The sequence below is a fragment of the Ruegeria sp. AM2 genome (genome assembly GCF_056540685.1).
This window is the reverse complement of the sequence record NZ_JBQFXE010000005.1, coordinates 103,664-122,034: the sequence shown is the minus strand read 5'-3', so window position 1 is coordinate 122,034 and position 18,371 is coordinate 103,664. Positions and strand designations below refer to the sequence as shown.

Below are 18,371 nucleotides of genomic sequence, written 5' to 3'. Positions count from 1 at the left end.
ACCGCCCCGTGCAGGACATTGAGGTGATTGCGCCCAACCTGAAGCATTCCCTGTCGGGCGTGACCACCACGGTGATCCGATTGCTACCGATTCAAAAAAAGATGATCGGTATCCGCGCCACTGGCCCCGGTTTGCCGCCTGATCTTCCGCATATCCGGCTTTGGAAAGTTCTGTTTCTGCCCAATCGAACGCGGGTCTGGCATGCGCGTCGCAATACCGAGATGCTGATGGGCTTGGCCCTGCGCGGCTTGTTCCGCCGCCGCTACAAGCTGTTATTCACCTCGGCGGCTCAACGCGATCACTCCGGGTTCACCAAATGGCTGATCTCAAAGATGGACGCGTTGATTGCAACGACGCCGCAGGCCGCTTCGTTTTTGCAGCACCCATCGACGGTGATCATGCATGGGGTGAACACCGATCTGTTTCACCCCGAACCGGATAAACCCGCACTACGCCAGAAACTCGGGCTTCCTGATGGTGTTTTGATCGGGTGTTTTGGACGTATCCGACCGCAAAAAGGCGTCGATCTTCTTGTCGATGCGGCGATTGAAGTTCTGCCCAATCATCCCGACGCCCAGATCATTTTTACCGGCCGCGCCACCAAAGAGTTCGAAGCGTTTCAGAGCGCGCAGGAACAAAAGCTGGCAGATGCGGGTCTGTCGGACCGCGTTCACTTTCTTGGCGAACGCCCGTGGGACGAGATCGTCGAGACCTACCGCGCGCTCGACCTGTTTGTGGCCCCGGCCCGCCACGAAGGGTTCGGCCTCACCCCGCTCGAGGCGATGGCCTCGGGCGTTCCCGCCATCGCCTGCCACGGCGTCGGTGCGTTCAGCGCGCAGATCAAGGATGGTGAGACCGGGCGGTTGGTCGAAAAAGACAACGCCCAGGCCTTGGCCGCAGCGCTGGAGGATATGCTGAAAGACCGCACCAATCTGGCCGCTGCGGGTCAGGCGGCCCGAGCGCATGTGGACCAGAATTTTCGAATCGAGGGCGAGGCTGAGGCGATCGTGAAGGTTTATCGACACCTTCTGGACGAGGGCTAGGGCCGGATACCCGCGTCAAATCGATGTGACGGCGCGAAATATACCTCAAAACCTCTTTTTTATTTCGTGCCGCGCAGCTATGAACGCGCGTCCTTAACTTTGGAGACATGAAATGGGCTATCGCGTCGTTGTCGCCGGCGCCACGGGTAACGTGGGCCGCGAAATGCTGAACATCCTGGCGGAACGCCAGTTCCCGGTCGATGAACTTGCCGTGCTGGCAAGCCGTCGTTCGCTGGGTACCGAAGTAAGCTTTGGCGACAAGACACTGACAACCCAGGACATCGACACATTCGATTTCACCGGCTGGGACATGGCGCTGTTCGCCATCGGCTCGGACGCAACAAAGACTTATGGTCCCAAGGCGGCGGCGGCTGGGTGTGTGGTGATCGATAACTCGTCGCTTTACCGCTATGACCCGGAGATTCCGCTGATCGTGCCGGAATGTAACCCCGAGGCAATTCACGACTATAAAAACAAGAACATCATCGCCAATCCCAACTGCTCGACCGCGCAGATGGTTGTGGCGCTGAAGCCGCTGCACGACCGCGCGCGGATCAAGCGCGTTGTTGTGTCGACCTATCAGTCGGTTTCGGGTGCGGGCAAAGAGGGTATGGATGAGCTTTGGGATCAGACCAAGGCCATCTACAACCCCACGACAGAGGTTGAGCCGAAGAAGTTCCAGAAGCAGATCGCCTTTAACGTCATTCCGCAGATCGACGTCTTCATGGAAGACGGCTCGACCAAGGAAGAGTGGAAAATGGTTGTCGAGACCAAGAAGATCGTCGACCCGTCGATCAAGGTCACAGCAACCTGCGTCCGCGTTCCGGTGTTTGTCGGCCATTCCGAGGCCGTGAATATCGAGTTCGAGGAATTCCTGGACGAAGACGAAGCCCGTGACATCCTGCGCGAGGCACCGGGCATCATGGTGATCGACAAGCGCGAAGACGGTGGCTACGTCTCGCCCATCGAATGTGCGGGCGATTTCGCGACATTCATCAGCCGCATCCGTCAGGATTCGACGATCGAGAACGGTCTGAATCTGTGGTGCGTATCCGACAACCTGCGCAAGGGTGCTGCGCTGAATGCGGTACAGATTGCCGAACTGTTGGGTCGGGAAGTCTTGAAAAAGGGCTGAGCCTGCTTAAATGCCGCGCTAATTCGGGATCGTTTCGACTTTAACGATCCCGATCTGCGGCTTGTCAGCACTCGATCCATTGCTCAAGGTTTTCAAGCGGTGGGATTGTTGGCATAAAAGCGCAAATAAACTGAGGCAGATGCACGAGGGCAAACCGTGCGCTTTCTAAACACAAACAAACCGTTCCGGTTTCTGATTTTTGCGTGCTCGGCTGTTTTGCTGGCGCTGGCGGTGTTTGGATTCACCGGACATTACTTTGCCGCCGCGGACTCCATAGCTTTGCTCAGACCACTGGTCGGCGTGTTGTTGGTCTGTTCCACGATCGTTTTGTTGGCTGCACGCGCCAGGAACTTTGCTTTGCTTTCGCTGGTCTTTGGTCTGGTAGCAATTGGTTCAGTGGCATCAGGATTGATCTCAAAGGCCGGAGATTGCGACGAGTCCTGCCTGACACTCTATCAAAAAAACCTGATGTCGCAGGCCTGGCCACGCTACCAATTGACGGATGACATTATTGCGTCGGGCGCAGATATCGTAACCCTTCAGGAGGTTTCGAGCCACAACAAGAAATTCATGGCGCCCTTGTTCGACCACTACCCGTCATCGGTTTTCTGCGAATTCAGGCCCGAACAAAGCGTTGCGATCCTTGCATCGCTGCCCGTTGTGGAGGGGTCCGAATTTTGTGTGACCGGCGATGGGTTGGCGGGTGTTCAAGTCATCTCGCCAAACGGGCAACCGGTCTGGGTCGTCTCGATCCATCTGAGATGGCCTTACCCTTACGACCAGTTCGAACAAAGCAAGCGCATTGCCAGCCGCATCGAGCAACTGGATGGCCAAGTCCTGATTGCCGGTGATTTCAACATGGTGCCCTGGGCCAGCAGCGTCAGGCGGATTGGAACGGCGGCAAACAACCAGAATTTCGGATCGATTCTGAATACGCATTGGTACGGCAGTTGGATGATGCCGATGCCGATCGACAACCTGCTGGTTCCAAAGGGCACAACAGGTACGGCGGAACTGCGGCCCTATATGGGCTCAGACCATAAAGGCATCAAGGCACGCATCGGCCTTCCTGGGTAGGCTGTCCCGTAAACCTGACACCCTACTGGCCATTTTCAACCAGTGTTTTTAGGTTCTCCAGCCCACGCTCATAGTCCTCGCCAATAAAGCCATCCATCATCAGACCCATCCAGCGGGACATCGGGTTCATGCCCAGTTCGGTTTTGAACCCCCAGGTAACCTGTGTCGCCGATCCTTCAGGCTGCAATTCGAACGTGGCCAAAGCGGTGCCCATAGGACCAAAATCCAGCGCGGTGCGCACCACTTCGTCTGTCACGCTTTCGGTGATGACCTGCGATCCTGTGCCGACCTGCGGATGGTCCGAGGCCCAGTTCAGCGTGTTCCCAACGCCTGATTCGGGGCCGCTGTAAGACAGCTTCGTTTCGGGATCACGCGACAGCCAGGGCGACCATTTCTCGGTCTCTTGCATGGAATTCACATAGGGAAAGATATCGGCGGCAGGCGCATCAATGGTGACGCTGCGGGATACTTCGGCCTGACCGGGCAACAAGTAGGACACGCCCACCAGCACCAGAACAAGGACAATCAAGGTGACTAAAATGCGTTTGATCAATCTCATGGCACGCTCCAAATCTGTGGATCATAGGCGCACCATAACAAAAAACGGCGCAAAATCAGAGACCTGATCTGCGCCGTCTCAAAACTCTGACTAGTGTCAGACGACCACGAATTTCTTCTCAGCCGGGTCATAGCATTGCAAACCACCCTCGCCGATATCGGTCCAAAGACCATGCAGGCTGAGCGCGCCATCTTCCACCGCTGACGATACAAATGGAAAGGTCATCAGGTTTTCCAGCGACGCGACCACGGCCTGCCGTTCGAATTGCCGCGCCTGTTCGGTGCTGTCCTCGACATCGGCAACCAGATCGTATTTCGGCTTGAGAATGTCCATCCAGCGACCCACGAAACTGTCCTTGGCCTCCAGCTGCGGTGCCTGTCCCTTGCACATGTCGATGCACCCTTGCACGCCGCCGCACTGGGAATGGCCCAGCACGATCAGATGCGCCACCTTCAGCGCGGTCACCGCGTATTCGATCGCGGCGCTGGTGCCGTGGTGATCGCCATCCGGCGCGTAAGGCGGCACAAGATTGGCGATATTGCGGTGAATGAAGAACTCACCCTGATCAGCCCCGAAGATCGAGGTGACGTGAACGCGGCTGTCACAGCAGGAAATCACCATGGCCCGCGGGCGCTGCCCTTCGGTCGCCAGTCGGCGATACCAGACCTGATTTTCCGAATATGTGGTGGCTTTCCAGCCGTGATACCGTTTGACCAGATAGTTCGGCAGAGGTTTGGCAAAGTCCATTCTCGGGTCCCTGTTTTCTTGACTGACACGCTCTGTACCCTGAATTCGCACAAAATTCGAGACATTATCCGGATGCAGAGCAAGGATTTGCAAAGGTATTCCGGGTCAGGATTGTGCCGTGCCGTGGGGGCATGAAAATAAGGGTGAATGTGGTGGAAAAGATAATCACACTGGAACAGAAGGAATCCGTCCGGCTGGATTCAGAACAACTCAGCAGCCTGTATCATCAGCTGGGCGATACCAACGCAATGGATGTTTTGTGCCGCACGGTTGAAGAACTGGCCTTGCGCCTTTCAAATTGCGAACGGTTCTGGCGACAACAGGATTGGATTGGCCTGCGCAAATGCGCGCGATCTCTGGTCGCAATTGCCGAGCAGATCGGAATGACGGCATTGGCCCGTGTTGCGGGCGACGTCGCGCAGACGGTGGACGCGGGCGATGCCGTTGCTACCGGCGCCACGCTCAATCGTCTGATCCGAGTGGGTGAGCGGTCTCTGACCGCCGTGTGGGACCAACAGGATCTTTCGGTCTGACCGGGGTTGCAGGCAGGCCAAGGGTGGCTAGTCTGGGCGCGACCCAAACCAGCCGAGACACACATGACACTGACCTTTGCCTTGCCCGACGGCCCATCATTGCCCCTGCATGTCGTGGCGCAGCCTGATCTGGAAACCTGGCTGCAGGATCAGCCGGATCACGTGACTTCCTGGATCGACAGCAACGGTTTCACGGGCGCGCTGGGGCAAGCTTTGTTGGTGCCCGGTAGGTCTGGCACGCCTGAGTTTGCTTTGGCCGGGTATGGGACCGCGGCCAAACGTGCTCGTCAGCGCTTTCCCCTTGCTGCCGCCGCCGAAACCTTACCGAAAGGCGCATACCGTATCGTGTCCGGTATTCCCACCGAGGCGCTGGAGACCGAGTCGCTGGGGTGGCTGATGGCCGGTTATGCGTTTGACCGATACGCCACGCAAAAGCCCACGCAAGCAAGGTTGGTCGCGCCGGATGGCGTCGACGCAGCCCGGATCGAGTGTCTGGCCACTGCCGAAGCGCTCACCCGCGATCTGGTCAATACACCCGCTTCGGATATGGGACCCGACCAGCTTCAAGCGGTGACCGAAGAATTGGCGGCCGGATTTGGTGCGACCTGCACGGTCGTTCAAGGTGACGCGCTTCTTGATCAAGGTTTTCCAATGATTCACGCCGTGGGTCGCGCTGCAGAACAGGCGCCCAGGCTGGTCGAGATGAATTGGGGTGCAAACGGGCCGAAGCTGACACTTGTGGGCAAAGGCGTGTGTTTTGACACCGGCGGGTTGGATCTGAAGCCAGCGTCCGCCATGAGCCTGATGAAGAAGGACATGGGTGGCGCCGCCAATGTCCTGGGTCTGGCCCGGATGATCATGGCGCTGGACTTGCCGTTGCAACTGCGGGTCCTGATCCCCGCGGTCGAAAATGCGGTGTCGGGCAACGCCTTCCGACCGGGCGACATCCTAACCGCGCGCAATGGGCTGACGGTTGAGATCAACAATACGGATGCCGAGGGGCGGTTGGTGCTGGCAGATGCGCTGGCGCTGGCGGTCGAGAACAAACCGGATTTCTTGATCTCGATGGCCACGCTCACCGGGGCGGCCCGTGTGGCACTTGGCCCCGATCTGGCTCCGTTTTACACGGATGATGATGAGGCAGCGGCGGCACTGAGCGCATCCTCGCGCAATTGGGCGGACCCCGTCTGGCGTATGCCGTTTCACGAGCCTTACGAAACCATGATCGAGCCCGGAATTGCCGATCTGGATAACGCCCCATCCGGAGGGTTCGCGGGCTCGATCACCGCCGCCCTGTTCCTTCGTCGGTTTGTGAAAGACAGTCGCTACATGCATTTCGACATCTATTCCTGGCAGCCTACAAAGCGGCCGGGCCGCAGCAAGGGCGGGCTGGGTCAGGGGCCTCGTGCGGTGCTGGATGCCCTGCCAAGGATCTTGGACCTTTGAAACAGGCGCGCATCATACACCCGGTCGTCGATCTGCTGCGCAGCCCCGATGGGACGCGGGACCGGCAATTGCTGTATGGGGATGAGGTCACCGTTTCGGATACGACGGACGGGTGGCAGAAGGTCACGTCGGACAAGGATGGCTATGTCGGTTGGGTCACGCGGGACCAGCTTGGGCCCGCGATATCGCCGACGCATTGGATAGCCGCCCCGGCAACACATGCCTATACCCGGCCTGATTTCAAAAGCGCCGAACGCGTCTCCGTCAGTTTCGGCAGCCGGATTGCCGTTCTGTCCGAAGCAGATCGATTTGTGGAAACGGAGTTGGGGTTCATCCCCAAGGCCCACACGCGGCCTGCCTGCGAATTTCTGAGTGACCCCGTGTCAGTGGCCGACGGATTCCTCGGAACGCCTTACCTTTGGGGTGGAAACAGCCGATGGGGTTTGGATTGTTCCGGACTTGTGCAGGCGGCAATGCTGGCGTGCGGAATGCCCTGTCCCGGCGACAGCGGCGATCAAGAGCAACAGTTGGGCCACACCCTTCCGCAGGGTAAGGTCGCCCAGCGCGGAGACCTGCTTTTCTGGAAAGGCCATGTGGCCTGGGTAGCGGATGAGAACCTGCTATTGCATGCCAATGCGCATCACATGGCCGTCGCTTATGAGCCGATGGATCATGCTATTGCACGCATCAAAGCGCAGGGCGATGGCCCGGTGATAGCGCACAAAAGGCTCTAATCAAGGTCGACTGACCGGATCAGCTTGCGTTCCAGCACGCGCAGAACCGTCCGCAAATCCTGACCACGCTTCAGGATGCGCCCGTCCATACCGACAACCGAATACATCCCCTGCCGCTGTCGCAGCCGCGGGTGTTTCTCAACGCGATAGATCGGGTGCTCAGCCGTCCTGCGAAAGATTGAGAAAATCGCCACGTCCCGCAGGTTGGAAATTCCGTAGTCCCGCCACTCTCCAGCGGCGACCATTCGGCCATAAACGGACAGGATATGGGACATCTCGTGCCGGTTAAACGCGACGGGCATCTGGGCCGAGTTTGCAGAAAACCGGCTGGGAGGCTGCATGTTCATACCTCAAGCCTTGCCGGAAATCGCATTTGAATCAAGCCCGCTGCCGCAAGATGTGACATTTTTGGATTGTCCGTGGCTTTAACGGCTGCGAACCTGACGACAGATCAGGATCACCGGCAACAACCCCACCGCCAGAATAACAAGCGAGGGAACGGCCGCGCCCTCCAGACGCTCATCCGATGCCAGGCGATAGGCCTGAACGGCCAAAGTGTCGAAATTGAATGGTCGCATGATCAAGGTGGCAGGCAATTCTTTCATCACATCGACAAAGACGATCAGCAAGGCGGTCAGCAGCGATGGCGTCAGGATCGGCAGATGCACCCGGCGCAACGTGCCCAGAGGACTTTGCCCCAAGGACCGGGCCGCAGCATCCATGTTGGCATGCACCGTGCTCTGACCGCCCTCATAAGCGCTGAGCGCGGCCGCCAGAAACCGCACCATATAGGCCGCAACCAGCAGCCAGATTGACCCGGTGACCAGCAATCCGGTTGAAATATCAAAGGTCTGGCGCATCCATGCGTCCAGTGCGTTATCCAAACCGGCGAAGGGAACAATCAGGCCCACGGCAATCACTCCGCCCGGAACCGCATAGCCCAGCCGCGCCAGATAAGACGCCATCGCCGAGCCGCGCCCCGGTCTGAGCCTTTGAAAGAACCCCACGCAAACCGCAGCAGCGACCGTGACTATGGCCGCTGTTCCAGCCAAAATCAGCGAGTTTTGGATGAACCCCACATAACGGCGCGACAGCAGGTTCTGTTCTGATTCCAGTCCCATCTGCACAAGGATTACGACCGGCAAGAGAAAGCCGAACAAAACAGGGGTCGCGCAAAGAAGGAAAGCGGCCAGTGATTGCCATCCTTTCAATTGCGCGGCTGGCAGAACCGCATGGCGTTTGCCAGCCTGATAGTATTTCGCCTTGCCGCGCTGCGTCCGTTCGGACACAGCCATGACCAGGGCAAACGCTAACAGACACAGCGCCAATTGCGCCGCCGCCGCGCGGTCCGCCATTGAAAACCAGCTGGTATAGATGCCGGTCGCAAAGGTCTGCACCCCGAAATAGGCCACCGTTCCGAAATCGGCGATGGTCTCCATCACCGCCAGAAGAACGCCACCGGCAATTGCCGGACGCGCCATCGGCAATGAGACGCGCCAGAAGGCCGACCACGGCCCGTTGCCCAGCGCCCGCGCGGCCAGAAAGGCGGTGGCGCTTTGTTGCAGAAACGCGGCGCGTGCCAGCAGGTAAACATAAGGATAAAGGACCAGGATCAGCATGACCGCCGCGCCCTCGGTCGAGCGGATCTCGGGGAACCAGTAATCGCGCGGCCCCCAGCCGGTCACATCACGCAAGGTCGATTGCACGATACCGGGATGATCCAGAATGAACGTATACGCATAGGCCAGCACGTAGGCCGGAAAGGCCAGCGGCAGCACCAGCGCGATTTCCAGAACGCGCACGCCGGGAAAGCGCGTCATCGTCACCAGCCAGGCCGCGCCGACGCCGATGGAGAACGTGCCGATGGACACCAGAACGACCAGCACCGCCGTCGTCATCGCGTAGCGCGGCAACACCGTGTCCATCAGATGCGAGATCGTATCCGTTCCACCCGTGACCGCCGCCAGCACGACGGCCAGCATCGGAAGAAGGCAGGCGGCCGCAACCAGATAGGCGACGCCACCGACCAGCCGGGTCCCCAAGGCACCGCGATTGCGCGTCCCGTGTTCTGAGTATTCGACTTCGGCCATGGCTCCGGCGTTTTGATGGGCGGCCCCGGACGGGCTTAGCCTTTAATCGACCAAAACGCTAAGAAACGCCAGTGGGCCGGTCAACAAATCTGCGACACAAACTGCCGCAGACTTTCCAGCTTCATTCGTAGACGCGTTGATCCTCGATCACCAGCCCGTCCTTGGGAAGCGATCCGGGGGCCACCACCTCAATCGCGCCTTTGAGTTTCAACACCTCAACCACGGATTTGGCATAGGCCATGTCATCGCTGTGCGGGCTTTCGATCTGCACGGTCATCGTATCCATCTCACCCTGACGGGCGGCAATGACACGGGCCTTAACGATCTCATCGTGTTTGTCTACCAGAGCCGCCACTTGTTCGGGGCGCACGAACATGCCCTTGATCTTGGTGGTCTGATCGGCGCGGCCCATCCAGCCCTTGATCCGCGCATTGGTCCGGCCGCAGGGGGACTGACCAGGCATGATCGCCGACAGATCGCCTGTTGCGAACCGGATCAATGGGTAGTCGGGGTTGAGCGTGGTCACGATCACCTCACCCACTTCGCCCTCGGCCACGGGGGTGCCTGTTCCAGGGGTGACGATCTCGACGATGACGTGTTCGTCCAGGATCATCCCTTCCATCGCGGGGCTTTCGTAGGCGATGTTGCCCAGATCGGCGGTGGCGTAACATTGCAGGCAGGATATCCCGCGATCCGCATAGTCCTGCCGTAGCGAAGGGAACAACGCACCGCCGCCCACAACAGCCGTGGTGAATTGCAACTCCACGCCCATCTCATCAGCCTTGTCCAGAATGATCTTCAGATAGTCGGGCGTTCCGGCATACGCGGTGCAGCCCACGTCGCGCGCAGCTGTCACTTGCAGTTCGGTCTGGCCGGTGCCCGCGGGCAGCACAGCGGCCCCCACAGCCCGTGCACCGCTTTCAAAGATCATGCCAGCAGGCGTCAGGTGATAGCCGAAGCAGTTCTGCACGATGTCGCCCGGCCCCACGCCTGCCGCATGCAGAAAACGACCCATGCGCCACCAGTCGGGATCGGTGCTGCCGGGTTCATAGATCGGGCCCGGAGACTGAAATACGTGATGAAAATGCCGCGCGGGTTTGACCGTGAACCCACCGAACGGAGGCCGCGACGCCTGCGCCCGCGCCAGATCGGATTTGCGCAAAACCGGTAAATTGACCAGATCCTCGATGGATTTCACCGCATCCGTATCAACACCGGCCAGATGGGCCTGAAAGCCCGGAGCGGATTGGGCCCGGTCCAACTGAACCCGCAACGCCTGCGCCTGATCGGCGGCGCGTTGATCCGCTGAACGGGTTTCGAGCGCGTCATAGTATTTTGTCATCGCCAGATCCTCCATCCGTTTACAGCCACCTCTTGCGGCGGCGATAAGACCGTACGTCGCGGAAACTTTTGCGGCCCTCTTCGGACATGCCGAGATAAAACTCTTTCACATCCGGATTCTCGCGCAATTCGGCCGCCGGGCCGTCCATCACGACACGACCGGATTCCAGAATATAGCCGTAATGCGCAAATCTCAGAGCCACATTGGTGTTCTGCTCGGCCAACAGGAAAGACACCTCTTCTTTTTCGTTGAGGTCCTTCACGATGCCGAAAATCTCTTCGACCAGCTGCGGCGCCAAACCCATCGAGGGTTCATCCAGCAAGATCGTCTCGGGCCGCGACATCAATGCGCGCCCCATGGCAACCATTTGCTGCTCACCGCCCGAGGTATAGCCTGCCTGTGACCGGCGGCGTTCCTTAAGGCGGGGGAAATACGTATAGACCAGATCAAGGTCCTGCTGGATCGCTGCATTGCCATCCTTTCGGGTATAGGCCCCGGTCAGCAGATTTTCCTCGACGGTCAGGTGTTCGAAACAATGACGGCCTTCCATCACCTGGATAACACCTTTTTCCACCAGATCCGCCGGGTCACTTTCGTGTACGCTGGACCCGCGATACTTGATCGTGCCTTTGGTCACCTCACCGCGTTCCGAATGCAGCAGGTTCGACACCGCCTTGAGCGTCGTGGTCTTGCCAGCGCCATTGCCGCCGAGCAGAGCGGTAATGCCCCCTTTGGGCACGGTCAGGCTGACGCCCTTCAAAACAAGGATCACGTGGTTGTAGATCACCTCGATATTGTTGACCTCAAGCAGGGTTTCGGCCTGCACTTCGGTGTTTTGAGCCGCATCCAGCATCAGAGCGTGTCCTCAGGCTTGTGTTGGGATCGGGGCGGCAGGTAACCGCCACCCCGGTTTGTTTTTGCGACGGATCAGCAACGACCGTCGATGTTGTTTTCCGCAGCATATGCGCCCGAATCTTCGGTGATCAGCGGACCGATCACGTCGCCATCGGTGGCTTTGAACTCGGAAATCAGGCTCCAGGTCTGATTGGCCGCGTCCCACTGGGTCACGCCAACCAAGGCATCACCGCCGTGATTTGCGCACGAGACCGAGAAGGCCGGACCAAAGTTCGGCAGACCAAGTTCGGACATCTTGGCTTCGGTGATTTCCAGAGCTTCCATGCCATCGCGCATCATCGCAGGGGTGATGTCGGCAGTGCCGTGGATTTCCTGTGCCTTCTTAGCGGCTTCGGCAGCCAGCATCGCAGCGTAGAGACCACGGTTATAGAGAACCGTACCGACCTGATCGCCCGCGCCGGCCGCTTTCCCGGCATCAACAACGTATTTCTGCATGTCGTCAAAGACCGGGAAATCGGTGCCCACGTTGTGGAAAGTCAACGCCTTATAGCCATTTGCGGCTTCACCGGCAGGCAGCACGTCGTTTTCGGAACCGGACCACCAGATGCCGATGAAGTTTTCCATCGGGAAGCGGATGTTTGCAGCCTCTTGTACGGCCACCTGGTTCATCACGCCCCAACCCCACATCAGGACATAGTCGGGACGGTCACGGCGAATTTGCAGCCACTGTGACTTCTGCTCCTGACCTGGATGGTCAACCGGCAAGGCCACCAGTTCAAAGCCATGCTTGGCCGAAAGCTCCTCCAGCGTGCGGATCGGTTCCTTACCGTAGGCTGAGTTGTGGTAGACCAGCGCGATTTTCTTACCGTTCAGGTCGCCGCCATTCTCTTCCAGCAGATAGTTTACAGCGCCTGAGGCACCATCCCAGTAGTTTGCAGGATAGTTGAACGTATGGCTGAACACATCGCCATTCTTGGCCGAAGTCCGGCCATAGCCCATCGTGTGCATCGGAATGCCGTCGGCCGTGGTTTTGGGGATCAGCTGATACGTAATCCCGGTCGACAGCGGCTGATACACCAATGAGCCTTCGCCCTTGGTCGATTCATAGCATTCCACACCTTTTTCGGTGTTATAACCGGTCTCGCATTCGATCACCTTGGTCGCAACGCCACCGATGCCGCCATCGCGTTCGTTGAGCAAGGTAAAGTAATCGGCATAGCCATCCGCGAACGGAATGCCACCCGCCGCATAAGGCCCGGTACGATAGCTGAGCGACGGGAATACGAGGTCGGCCATGACCGGACCTGCCGCCATTGCGGCGCCCAGCGCCACGGTTGCCAGTTTCAATTTCATCGGGTGTATCCTCCCTTGGTTTATCCGATGGTGAATTCGGGCTTTGCACCCGTTATCTGATTGGGCCTTCCCGCTTAGTGCGGGAACGGCCAGAGTCTGAGTTTTTCCTTTGCCACGCGCCAGAGCTGCGCCAGCCCATGGGGTTCGAGGATCAGGAACATGATGATCAGTGCGCCGACGATCACCAGGTTGAGGTGCGCCACGATATCCGTGGGCCAGCCCAGCATGTCCGCGCCGACGACCTTCAGCACAACCGGCAGCAGCACAAGGAAGGCCGCCCCGGCGAAAGACCCGAAAATCGACCCTAATCCGCCAATAATGATCATGAACAACACCAGAAATGATTTCTGGATACCGAACACTTCGCCCACTTCGACCGCGCCCAGATAAACCGCAAAGAACAGCGCGCCCGAGATGCCGACAAAGAAGGAACTCACCGCAAAGGCAGTCAGCTTGGCCCGCAGCGGGTTCACCCCGATGATCTCGGCTGCGATATCCATGTCGCGGATCGCCATCCATTTGCGTCCTGTGGTACCTCGCGTCAGGTTGCGGGCAATTACGGCGCAAACAGCCAGGAAGATCAGGCAGAACAGGTAAGTCGCCCAGGCGGGTGCATTCGGGCCTGTGATGATGATGCCAAACACATCCCGTTCCGGCGCGTTGATCTGGCCCGAGGCCGAGTAATTGTAGAACCACGGCACCCGGTTGAAGAGCCAAACGAGGAAGAACTGCGCCGCGAGTGTCGCCACCGCCAGATAAAACCCTTTGATCCTAAGGCTCGGCAGGCCGAACAGCACACCGACCAGCGCGGTGATGCCTCCGGCAAGGATGACGTGTATGAACATGCTCACATCCGGGAAGGCCGTCATCAGCTTGTAGCAGGCGTAAGCCCCCACAGCCATGAACCCCCCGGTTCCCAGGCTAACCTGCCCGCAATAGCCCACCAGAATGTTCAGCCCGATCGCAGCGATCGCATAAATCAGGAAGGGCAACAGCAGCGCATTAGCCCAATAGTCGTTGATGATGAACGGGATGATCCCGAACGCCACCGCCAGCACGACATAATACCGATACCGGTCAAATTTGATCGGGAAAGTCTGGCTGTCATCTGCGTAGGAGACTTTGAAATCTCCGGCCTCACGATAGAACATATCTTACTTTCCCCATTCTTCCTGCGCCCGGTTGCGCGCCGCCGCATCCAGTTGGTTTGACCCTTTGGCGTACCCGCTCGCCTCAGAGGCGCGGACCAGTTTCAGATAGGCCAGAATGCCCATGACCAGCCCTGCAAAGGCCAGGATCGCCGCGATTGTCACCTGCCCATCCGTCAGATCGTCCGAAGTGAGCGCGATGTATCCAAAGGCCCAGAACCCAGCCCACGCGATGACGTTGGTGATGGCGAGGAACTTCTGCATCGCTAAACCCTCTCGATGATTTTCTCGCCGAACAGACCCTGTGGTCTGAACACCAGGAAGATCAGCGCCAGCACATAGGCGAACCAGTTCTCGGTCGCTCCGCCGACCAATGGGCCAATGGCGAATTCGAACAGCTTCTCACCCACGCCAATGATCAACCCGCCCACGATGGCACCGGGGATCGAAGTGAACCCGCCCAGCATCAGCACCGGCAGCGCCTTGAGCGCGATCAGAGACAGCGAGAACTGAACGCCCGACTTGGTACCCCACATGATGCCGGCCACCAGCGCGACGAATCCGGCGACCGACCACACCATCACCCAGATGAAGTTCAGCGAAATCCCGACCGACAACGCCGCCTGATGGTCATCGGCCACAGCACGCATGGCCCGGCCTTGCTTGGTGTACTGACTGAACGCCACCAGAGCCGCCACCAGTAATGCCGCAATCACGGTCGCCACAATGTCCAGGTTGTCGATAAAGAAGCCGTAGCCAAAGATGTTAAACGTGCTCTCGTCGATCCACAGGTTGATACCCTGCGGCAGACCTACATCCAGCGTCTTGATCTCGGACCCCCACATCAGGTCGGCGACGCCTTCCAGGAAATAGGCCAAACCGATGGTCGCCATGAACAGGATGATCGGCTCCTGCCCCACCAGATGGCGCATGACGAACCGCTGCACAGCCCAGGCCAGCAGCACCATCACCGCCATGGTCAGGATAATCGCCACGATGGCGGGCACGTTCCAACCGAAATAATGGATATGCGTACCAAAGATCGCGTTGATCATATGCGAAAACGGTACCTGCCCGTTCATGATGCCCACAAGCGTCATCGCCGCAAACAGTGCCATAACCCCTTGAGCATAGTTGAAAATTCCCGATGCCTTGTAGATCAGAACAAAGCCCAGCGCGACCAGAGCATAAAGCACCCCGGCCATCAGGCCATTCAGGATGACCTCCATCGCGAAAATCAGCTGATCAGGCATGCCCGCCCCCTCTCATGTCCGTCAGATGCTCAGTCATGACTCACCCCCAGATAGGCGTCGATGACTTCCTGATTGTTACGCACTTCATCGGGCGTGCCGTCCCCGATCTTGCGGCCGTAATCCATCACCACTACGCGGTCGCTCAGGTCCATGACCACACCCATGTCGTGCTCGATCAGGGCAATCGTGGTGCCGAACTCATCATTCACGTCCAGAACAAAGCGGCTCATGTCCTCTTTCTCTTCGACGTTCATTCCGGCCATCGGCTCATCCAGCAGCAACAACTTTGGCTCGGCAGCCAGAGCACGTGCCAGTTCGACGCGCTTTTTCAACCCATAGGGCAGGCGCGACACAGGCGTTTTACGGATGTGCTGGATCTCCAGAAAGTCGATGATCTTCTCGACGGCCTCGCGGTTTTCGGTCTCTTCGGCCTCGGCCTTCCCCTTCCACAACGCTTGCTGAAAGATGTTGGTCTTCATAAAGCCCAAACGCCCGGTCATGACGTTATCCAGAACACTCATCCCTTCGAACAGAGCAATGTTCTGAAACGTCCGCGCGATTCCCTGCTGCGCCACCTCAAAAGGCCGCATCGGTGGGCGTTTGGAGCCGTGAAACCAAACTTCACCTTCTTGTGGGACATAGAACCCCGAGATCACGTTCAGCATCGAGGATTTCCCGGCCCCGTTCGGCCCGATGATCGCGCGGATCTCGCCCTCACGAATGTCAAACGAGATATCCTTGATCGCCACCACACCGCCAAACCGCAGGGTAATGTTTTTCATCTCCATCACCACACCGCCGATCTTGCGGCCGTCTTCGGTGACATATCCTTCGGAATTATCCAGCATCAATCACTCCCTGAGATGCGGAAAACGGGACGGCGGGCGGGGCGACGACCGCAAGGTCAAGCGACGCTCGAACGGCCCTCATTCCGCCGCGACCTTATGTTGGGTCGCCGCAACAACCGGTGCGTCGACAATCTCCAACGTTGCGCTGATCGAGCCCTTTCGGCCATCCTCGTAAGTTACTTCCGTTGTGGTCGAAACACTCGGAGACCCATCATAAAGCGCATCGATAATGTCCTGGAACTTCTCCGCCACAAAGCCGCGACGCACCTTGCGGGTCCGCGTCATTTCCCCATCATCTGCATCCAGTTCCTTGTGCAGTACAACAAAACGATGCACCTGACAGCCCGACAGCATCTCATCGGCGGCAACGGACTTGTTGACCTCCTCCACATGGGACTTGATCGTCTCTAACACAGCTGGATTTGCGGTCAGCTCCTGATAAGACGCGTACGCCACGTTGTTGCGTTCCGCCCAGTTACCGACCGCTGTGAGATCGATATTGATGAAGGCCACGCAGCGATCCTTGCCATTGCCGAACAGCACAACCTCAAGAATATCCGGGTAGAACTTCAGCTTGTTCTCGACATATTTCGGCGCAAACATCGACCCGTCGGCCATCTTGCCGACATCCTTGGCGCGGTCGATGATCCGCAAATGGCCGGAACCTTCCTCGATGAATCCAGCATCTCCGGTGGCAACCCAGCCTTCGGCATCCTTGGTCGAGGCGGTGGATTCCGGGTTGTTGTAGTACTCAACAAACACTCCGGGCGAGCGATAGTGAATCTCGCCCTTGTCGTCGATTTTCAGTTCGACATCCGGCGCCGGTACACCGACCGTATCCGCCCGGACCTCACCATCGGGCTGAACGGTGATGAAGACAGTCGCTTCGGTCTGCCCGTAAAGCTGTTTCAGGTTGATGCCCAGAGAGCGATAGAAATCGAAAATTTCCGGCCCGATCGCCTCACCCGCCGTATAGCCCACGCGGAACCGGCCATAGCCCAGTGTGTCCTTCAGAGGGCCATAAACCAGCATATTGCCCAGCGCATATTTCATTCGGTCCATGGCACCGACCGGTTTTCCGTCCAGCAACAGGCCGCCGACCTTCTTGGCGTGATCCATAAAGTGGCGGAACATGCGCTGCTTCAGCTTGCCCGCATCCTCCATCCGGATCATCACATTGGTGAGCTGGGTCTCAAACACGCGCGGCGGGGCGAAGAAATAGGTCGGCCCGATTTCGCGCAGGTCCGTCATCATCGTGTCGGCGCTTTCGGGGCAGTTCACGCAGAAGCCGCACCAATAGGCCTGACCGATGGAAAAGATGAAATCGCCCACCCAGGCCATCGGCAGGTAGGACAGGATATCTTCATTCCGGGTAAGATGGTCAAAATCGGCTGAATTCTTAGCACTTTCAATGACATTGCGGTTCGACAGCACCACGCCCTTAGGCTTGCCCGTCGTGCCCGAGGTATAGAGCATCACACAGGTATCATCGTAAGTGATCGCCGCGATGCGCTTGTCCAGTTCCGCATCAAACCGCGCATGCCCGGCGCCGCCCTCGGCCATGATGTCGTCCAGCGCGTTCATCTGGCTGTGGTCGTATTTCCGCATCCCCCGCTTATCGGTGTAGAGGATATGCTTGACCTGATGCAGTCCCTGCTGAATCTCGATGACCTTGTCGACCTGCTCCTGATCGCCGCAGACCACGAATTTCGCACCGCAATGTTCCAGCACATAGGCCATCTCTTCGGCGACCGAGTCCTGATACAGCGGTACGGGCACCGCGCCCACCATCTGCGCTGCGACCATCGACCAGTAGTGCGCCGGACGGTTACGCCCGATCACGGCGATATGGTCACCCTTTTCAACGCCGATCTCCAGAAACCCCAGCGCCAGTTTGCGAATCTCGGCAGCTGCTTCGGACCATGTCCGACACTGCCAGATCCCGAATTCCTTCTCCCGATAAGCCGGAGCATCCCCGAACTGCGTCGCATTGCGATGTAACAGCGCCGGAAGAGACACCATCCCGTCCGCGCCCGACTGCGTCTGAGCCAATCTACTTCTCCTCCCCATCCGACCCGTCCTCCGGGGCCGAAACTGGCGGGTTCGGGATTGCACCCGAACGCCAACGCCCCGATTAAGGGACATCGGCACGATCAGCGTCAAGTTTTGCCTGATGTTTTCTCAATTCTTACGAATTGTAACAGCTCT

18 protein-coding genes are annotated in these 18,371 nt (G+C 58.4%); 6 read left to right on the top strand and 12 right to left on the bottom strand.

Going from position 1 to position 18,371, the window contains the following annotated elements; all coding sequences use genetic code 11:
• The first annotated feature begins 8 nt into the window (after positions 1–8).
• The 3 genes from ACR0CR_RS12150 to ACR0CR_RS12140 all read left to right on the top strand — a co-directional run bounded on the left by ACR0CR_RS12150 (position 9) and on the right by ACR0CR_RS12140 (position 3,255).
• Positions 9–1,043 carry a glycosyltransferase family 4 protein gene (locus tag ACR0CR_RS12150; protein ID WP_480599369.1) on the top strand — a complete coding sequence of 345 codons (1,035 nt, stop codon included), beginning with the start codon at positions 9–11 and terminating at the stop codon, positions 1,041–1,043.
• Positions 1,044–1,155: 112 nt separating this feature from the next.
• Complete coding sequence (locus tag ACR0CR_RS12145; protein ID WP_480599367.1) at positions 1,156–2,178, top strand: aspartate-semialdehyde dehydrogenase; 1,023 nt, start codon at positions 1,156–1,158, stop codon at positions 2,176–2,178.
• Between the two features lie 156 nt (positions 2,179–2,334).
• A complete protein-coding gene (locus tag ACR0CR_RS12140) occupies positions 2,335–3,255 on the top strand; it encodes an endonuclease/exonuclease/phosphatase family protein (protein WP_480599365.1) in 921 nt (306 codons plus the stop codon).
• A 22-nt stretch (positions 3,256–3,277) separates the two neighbouring features.
• Here ACR0CR_RS12140 and ACR0CR_RS12135 read toward each other — a convergent pair whose 3' ends face one another.
• Both ACR0CR_RS12135 and ACR0CR_RS12130 read right to left on the bottom strand, forming a co-directional pair.
• Entirely contained in the window at positions 3,278–3,814 is a 537-nt protein-coding gene (locus ACR0CR_RS12135) for an SRPBCC family protein (RefSeq protein WP_480599362.1), read from the bottom strand.
• Positions 3,815–3,910: 96 nt separating this feature from the next.
• Positions 3,911–4,561 carry a carbonic anhydrase gene (locus ACR0CR_RS12130; RefSeq protein WP_480599360.1) on the bottom strand — a complete coding sequence of 217 codons (651 nt, stop codon included), beginning with the start codon at positions 4,559–4,561 and terminating at the stop codon, positions 3,911–3,913.
• Positions 4,562–4,704: 143 nt separating this feature from the next.
• Between ACR0CR_RS12130 and ACR0CR_RS12125 the strand changes: the two genes are divergently transcribed.
• The 3 genes from ACR0CR_RS12125 (at position 4,705) to ACR0CR_RS12115 (ending at position 7,274) form a co-directional block, all read left to right on the top strand.
• Positions 4,705–5,094 (top strand): hypothetical protein, encoded by a 390-nt coding sequence (locus ACR0CR_RS12125; protein WP_480599357.1) that lies wholly within the window; start codon positions 4,705–4,707, stop codon positions 5,092–5,094.
• Between the two features lie 63 nt (positions 5,095–5,157).
• Positions 5,158–6,540, top strand: a complete 1,383-nt coding sequence (locus tag ACR0CR_RS12120) for a leucyl aminopeptidase family protein (protein WP_480599355.1) — start codon at positions 5,158–5,160, stop codon at positions 6,538–6,540.
• Positions 6,537–7,274, top strand: a complete 738-nt coding sequence (locus ACR0CR_RS12115; RefSeq protein ID WP_480599352.1) for a C40 family peptidase — start codon at positions 6,537–6,539, stop codon at positions 7,272–7,274. Before ACR0CR_RS12120 ends, ACR0CR_RS12115 begins: the two co-directional genes overlap by 4 nt.
• On the opposite strand, the gene ACR0CR_RS12110 is transcribed toward ACR0CR_RS12115, so the two are convergent.
• From ACR0CR_RS12110 to ACR0CR_RS12065, 10 genes are all read right to left on the bottom strand, one after another.
• Positions 7,271–7,621: a DUF2794 domain-containing protein gene (locus tag ACR0CR_RS12110; RefSeq protein ID WP_170656771.1), complete on the bottom strand. Its 351-nt coding sequence runs from the start codon at positions 7,619–7,621 to the stop codon at positions 7,271–7,273. The two genes, ACR0CR_RS12115 and ACR0CR_RS12110, sit on opposite strands and share 4 nt — an antisense overlap.
• Positions 7,622–7,699: 78 nt before the next feature.
• Positions 7,700–9,364 carry an ABC transporter permease gene (locus tag ACR0CR_RS12105; RefSeq protein WP_480599349.1) on the bottom strand — a complete coding sequence of 555 codons (1,665 nt, stop codon included), beginning with the start codon at positions 9,362–9,364 and terminating at the stop codon, positions 7,700–7,702.
• Positions 9,365–9,485: 121 nt separating this feature from the next.
• Positions 9,486–10,706 carry a phenylacetate--CoA ligase family protein gene (locus ACR0CR_RS12100; protein ID WP_480599346.1) on the bottom strand — a complete coding sequence of 407 codons (1,221 nt, stop codon included), beginning with the start codon at positions 10,704–10,706 and terminating at the stop codon, positions 9,486–9,488.
• A 19-nt stretch (positions 10,707–10,725) separates the two neighbouring features.
• A complete protein-coding gene (locus ACR0CR_RS12095) occupies positions 10,726–11,559 on the bottom strand; it encodes an ABC transporter ATP-binding protein (protein ID WP_480599343.1) in 834 nt (277 codons plus the stop codon).
• A gap of 74 nt (positions 11,560–11,633) precedes the next feature.
• Positions 11,634–12,914, bottom strand: coding sequence for an ABC transporter substrate-binding protein (locus ACR0CR_RS12090; RefSeq protein WP_480599340.1), 1,281 nt, complete (start codon positions 12,912–12,914; stop codon positions 11,634–11,636).
• Positions 12,915–12,988: 74 nt separating this feature from the next.
• Complete coding sequence (locus ACR0CR_RS12085) at positions 12,989–14,065, bottom strand: branched-chain amino acid ABC transporter permease (protein ID WP_480599338.1); 1,077 nt, start codon at positions 14,063–14,065, stop codon at positions 12,989–12,991.
• 3 nt (positions 14,066–14,068) lie between these two features.
• Positions 14,069–14,326 (bottom strand): hypothetical protein, encoded by a 258-nt coding sequence (locus ACR0CR_RS12080; protein ID WP_480599336.1) that lies wholly within the window; start codon positions 14,324–14,326, stop codon positions 14,069–14,071.
• Between the two features lie 2 nt (positions 14,327–14,328).
• The gene (locus tag ACR0CR_RS12075) at positions 14,329–15,315 is read right to left on the bottom strand and encodes a branched-chain amino acid ABC transporter permease (RefSeq protein ID WP_480599333.1); all 987 of its coding nucleotides are present in this window, start codon (positions 15,313–15,315) and stop codon (positions 14,329–14,331) included.
• 29 nt (positions 15,316–15,344) lie between these two features.
• Positions 15,345–16,163 (bottom strand): ABC transporter ATP-binding protein, encoded by an 819-nt coding sequence (locus ACR0CR_RS12070; RefSeq protein ID WP_480599331.1) that lies wholly within the window; start codon positions 16,161–16,163, stop codon positions 15,345–15,347.
• A gap of 78 nt (positions 16,164–16,241) precedes the next feature.
• On the bottom strand, positions 16,242–18,185 hold the full coding sequence (locus ACR0CR_RS12065) for an AMP-binding protein (protein WP_480599578.1): 1,944 nt from the start codon (positions 18,183–18,185) through the stop codon (positions 16,242–16,244).
• Positions 18,186–18,371 lie beyond the last annotated feature (186 nt).

What these genes read in the sequence shown, in the direction of transcription:
- ACR0CR_RS12145 (WP_480599367.1), top strand. Translation starts at nt 1,156, where the DNA reads ATGGGCTATCGCGTCGTTGTCGCCGGCGCCACGGGTAACGTGGGCCGC.
- ACR0CR_RS12135 (WP_480599362.1), bottom strand. Translation starts at nt 3,814, where the DNA reads ATGAGATTGATCAAACGCATTTTAGTCACCTTGATTGTCCTTGTTCTG.
- ACR0CR_RS12130 (WP_480599360.1), bottom strand. Translation starts at nt 4,561, where the DNA reads ATGGACTTTGCCAAACCTCTGCCGAACTATCTGGTCAAACGGTATCAC.
- ACR0CR_RS12120 (WP_480599355.1), top strand. Translation starts at nt 5,158, where the DNA reads ATGACACTGACCTTTGCCTTGCCCGACGGCCCATCATTGCCCCTGCAT.
- ACR0CR_RS12110 (WP_170656771.1), bottom strand. Translation starts at nt 7,621, where the DNA reads ATGAACATGCAGCCTCCCAGCCGGTTTTCTGCAAACTCGGCCCAGATG.
- ACR0CR_RS12105 (WP_480599349.1), bottom strand. Translation starts at nt 9,364, where the DNA reads ATGGCCGAAGTCGAATACTCAGAACACGGGACGCGCAATCGCGGTGCC.
- ACR0CR_RS12100 (WP_480599346.1), bottom strand. Translation starts at nt 10,706, where the DNA reads ATGACAAAATACTATGACGCGCTCGAAACCCGTTCAGCGGATCAACGC.
- ACR0CR_RS12095 (WP_480599343.1), bottom strand. Translation starts at nt 11,559, where the DNA reads ATGCTGGATGCGGCTCAAAACACCGAAGTGCAGGCCGAAACCCTGCTT.
- ACR0CR_RS12090 (WP_480599340.1), bottom strand. Translation starts at nt 12,914, where the DNA reads ATGAAATTGAAACTGGCAACCGTGGCGCTGGGCGCCGCAATGGCGGCA.
- ACR0CR_RS12085 (WP_480599338.1), bottom strand. Translation starts at nt 14,065, where the DNA reads ATGTTCTATCGTGAGGCCGGAGATTTCAAAGTCTCCTACGCAGATGAC.
- ACR0CR_RS12080 (WP_480599336.1), bottom strand. Translation starts at nt 14,326, where the DNA reads ATGCAGAAGTTCCTCGCCATCACCAACGTCATCGCGTGGGCTGGGTTC.
- ACR0CR_RS12075 (WP_480599333.1), bottom strand. Translation starts at nt 15,315, where the DNA reads ATGCCTGATCAGCTGATTTTCGCGATGGAGGTCATCCTGAATGGCCTG.
- ACR0CR_RS12070 (WP_480599331.1), bottom strand. Translation starts at nt 16,163, where the DNA reads ATGCTGGATAATTCCGAAGGATATGTCACCGAAGACGGCCGCAAGATC.
- ACR0CR_RS12065 (WP_480599578.1), bottom strand. Translation starts at nt 18,185, where the DNA reads ATGGTGTCTCTTCCGGCGCTGTTACATCGCAATGCGACGCAGTTCGGG.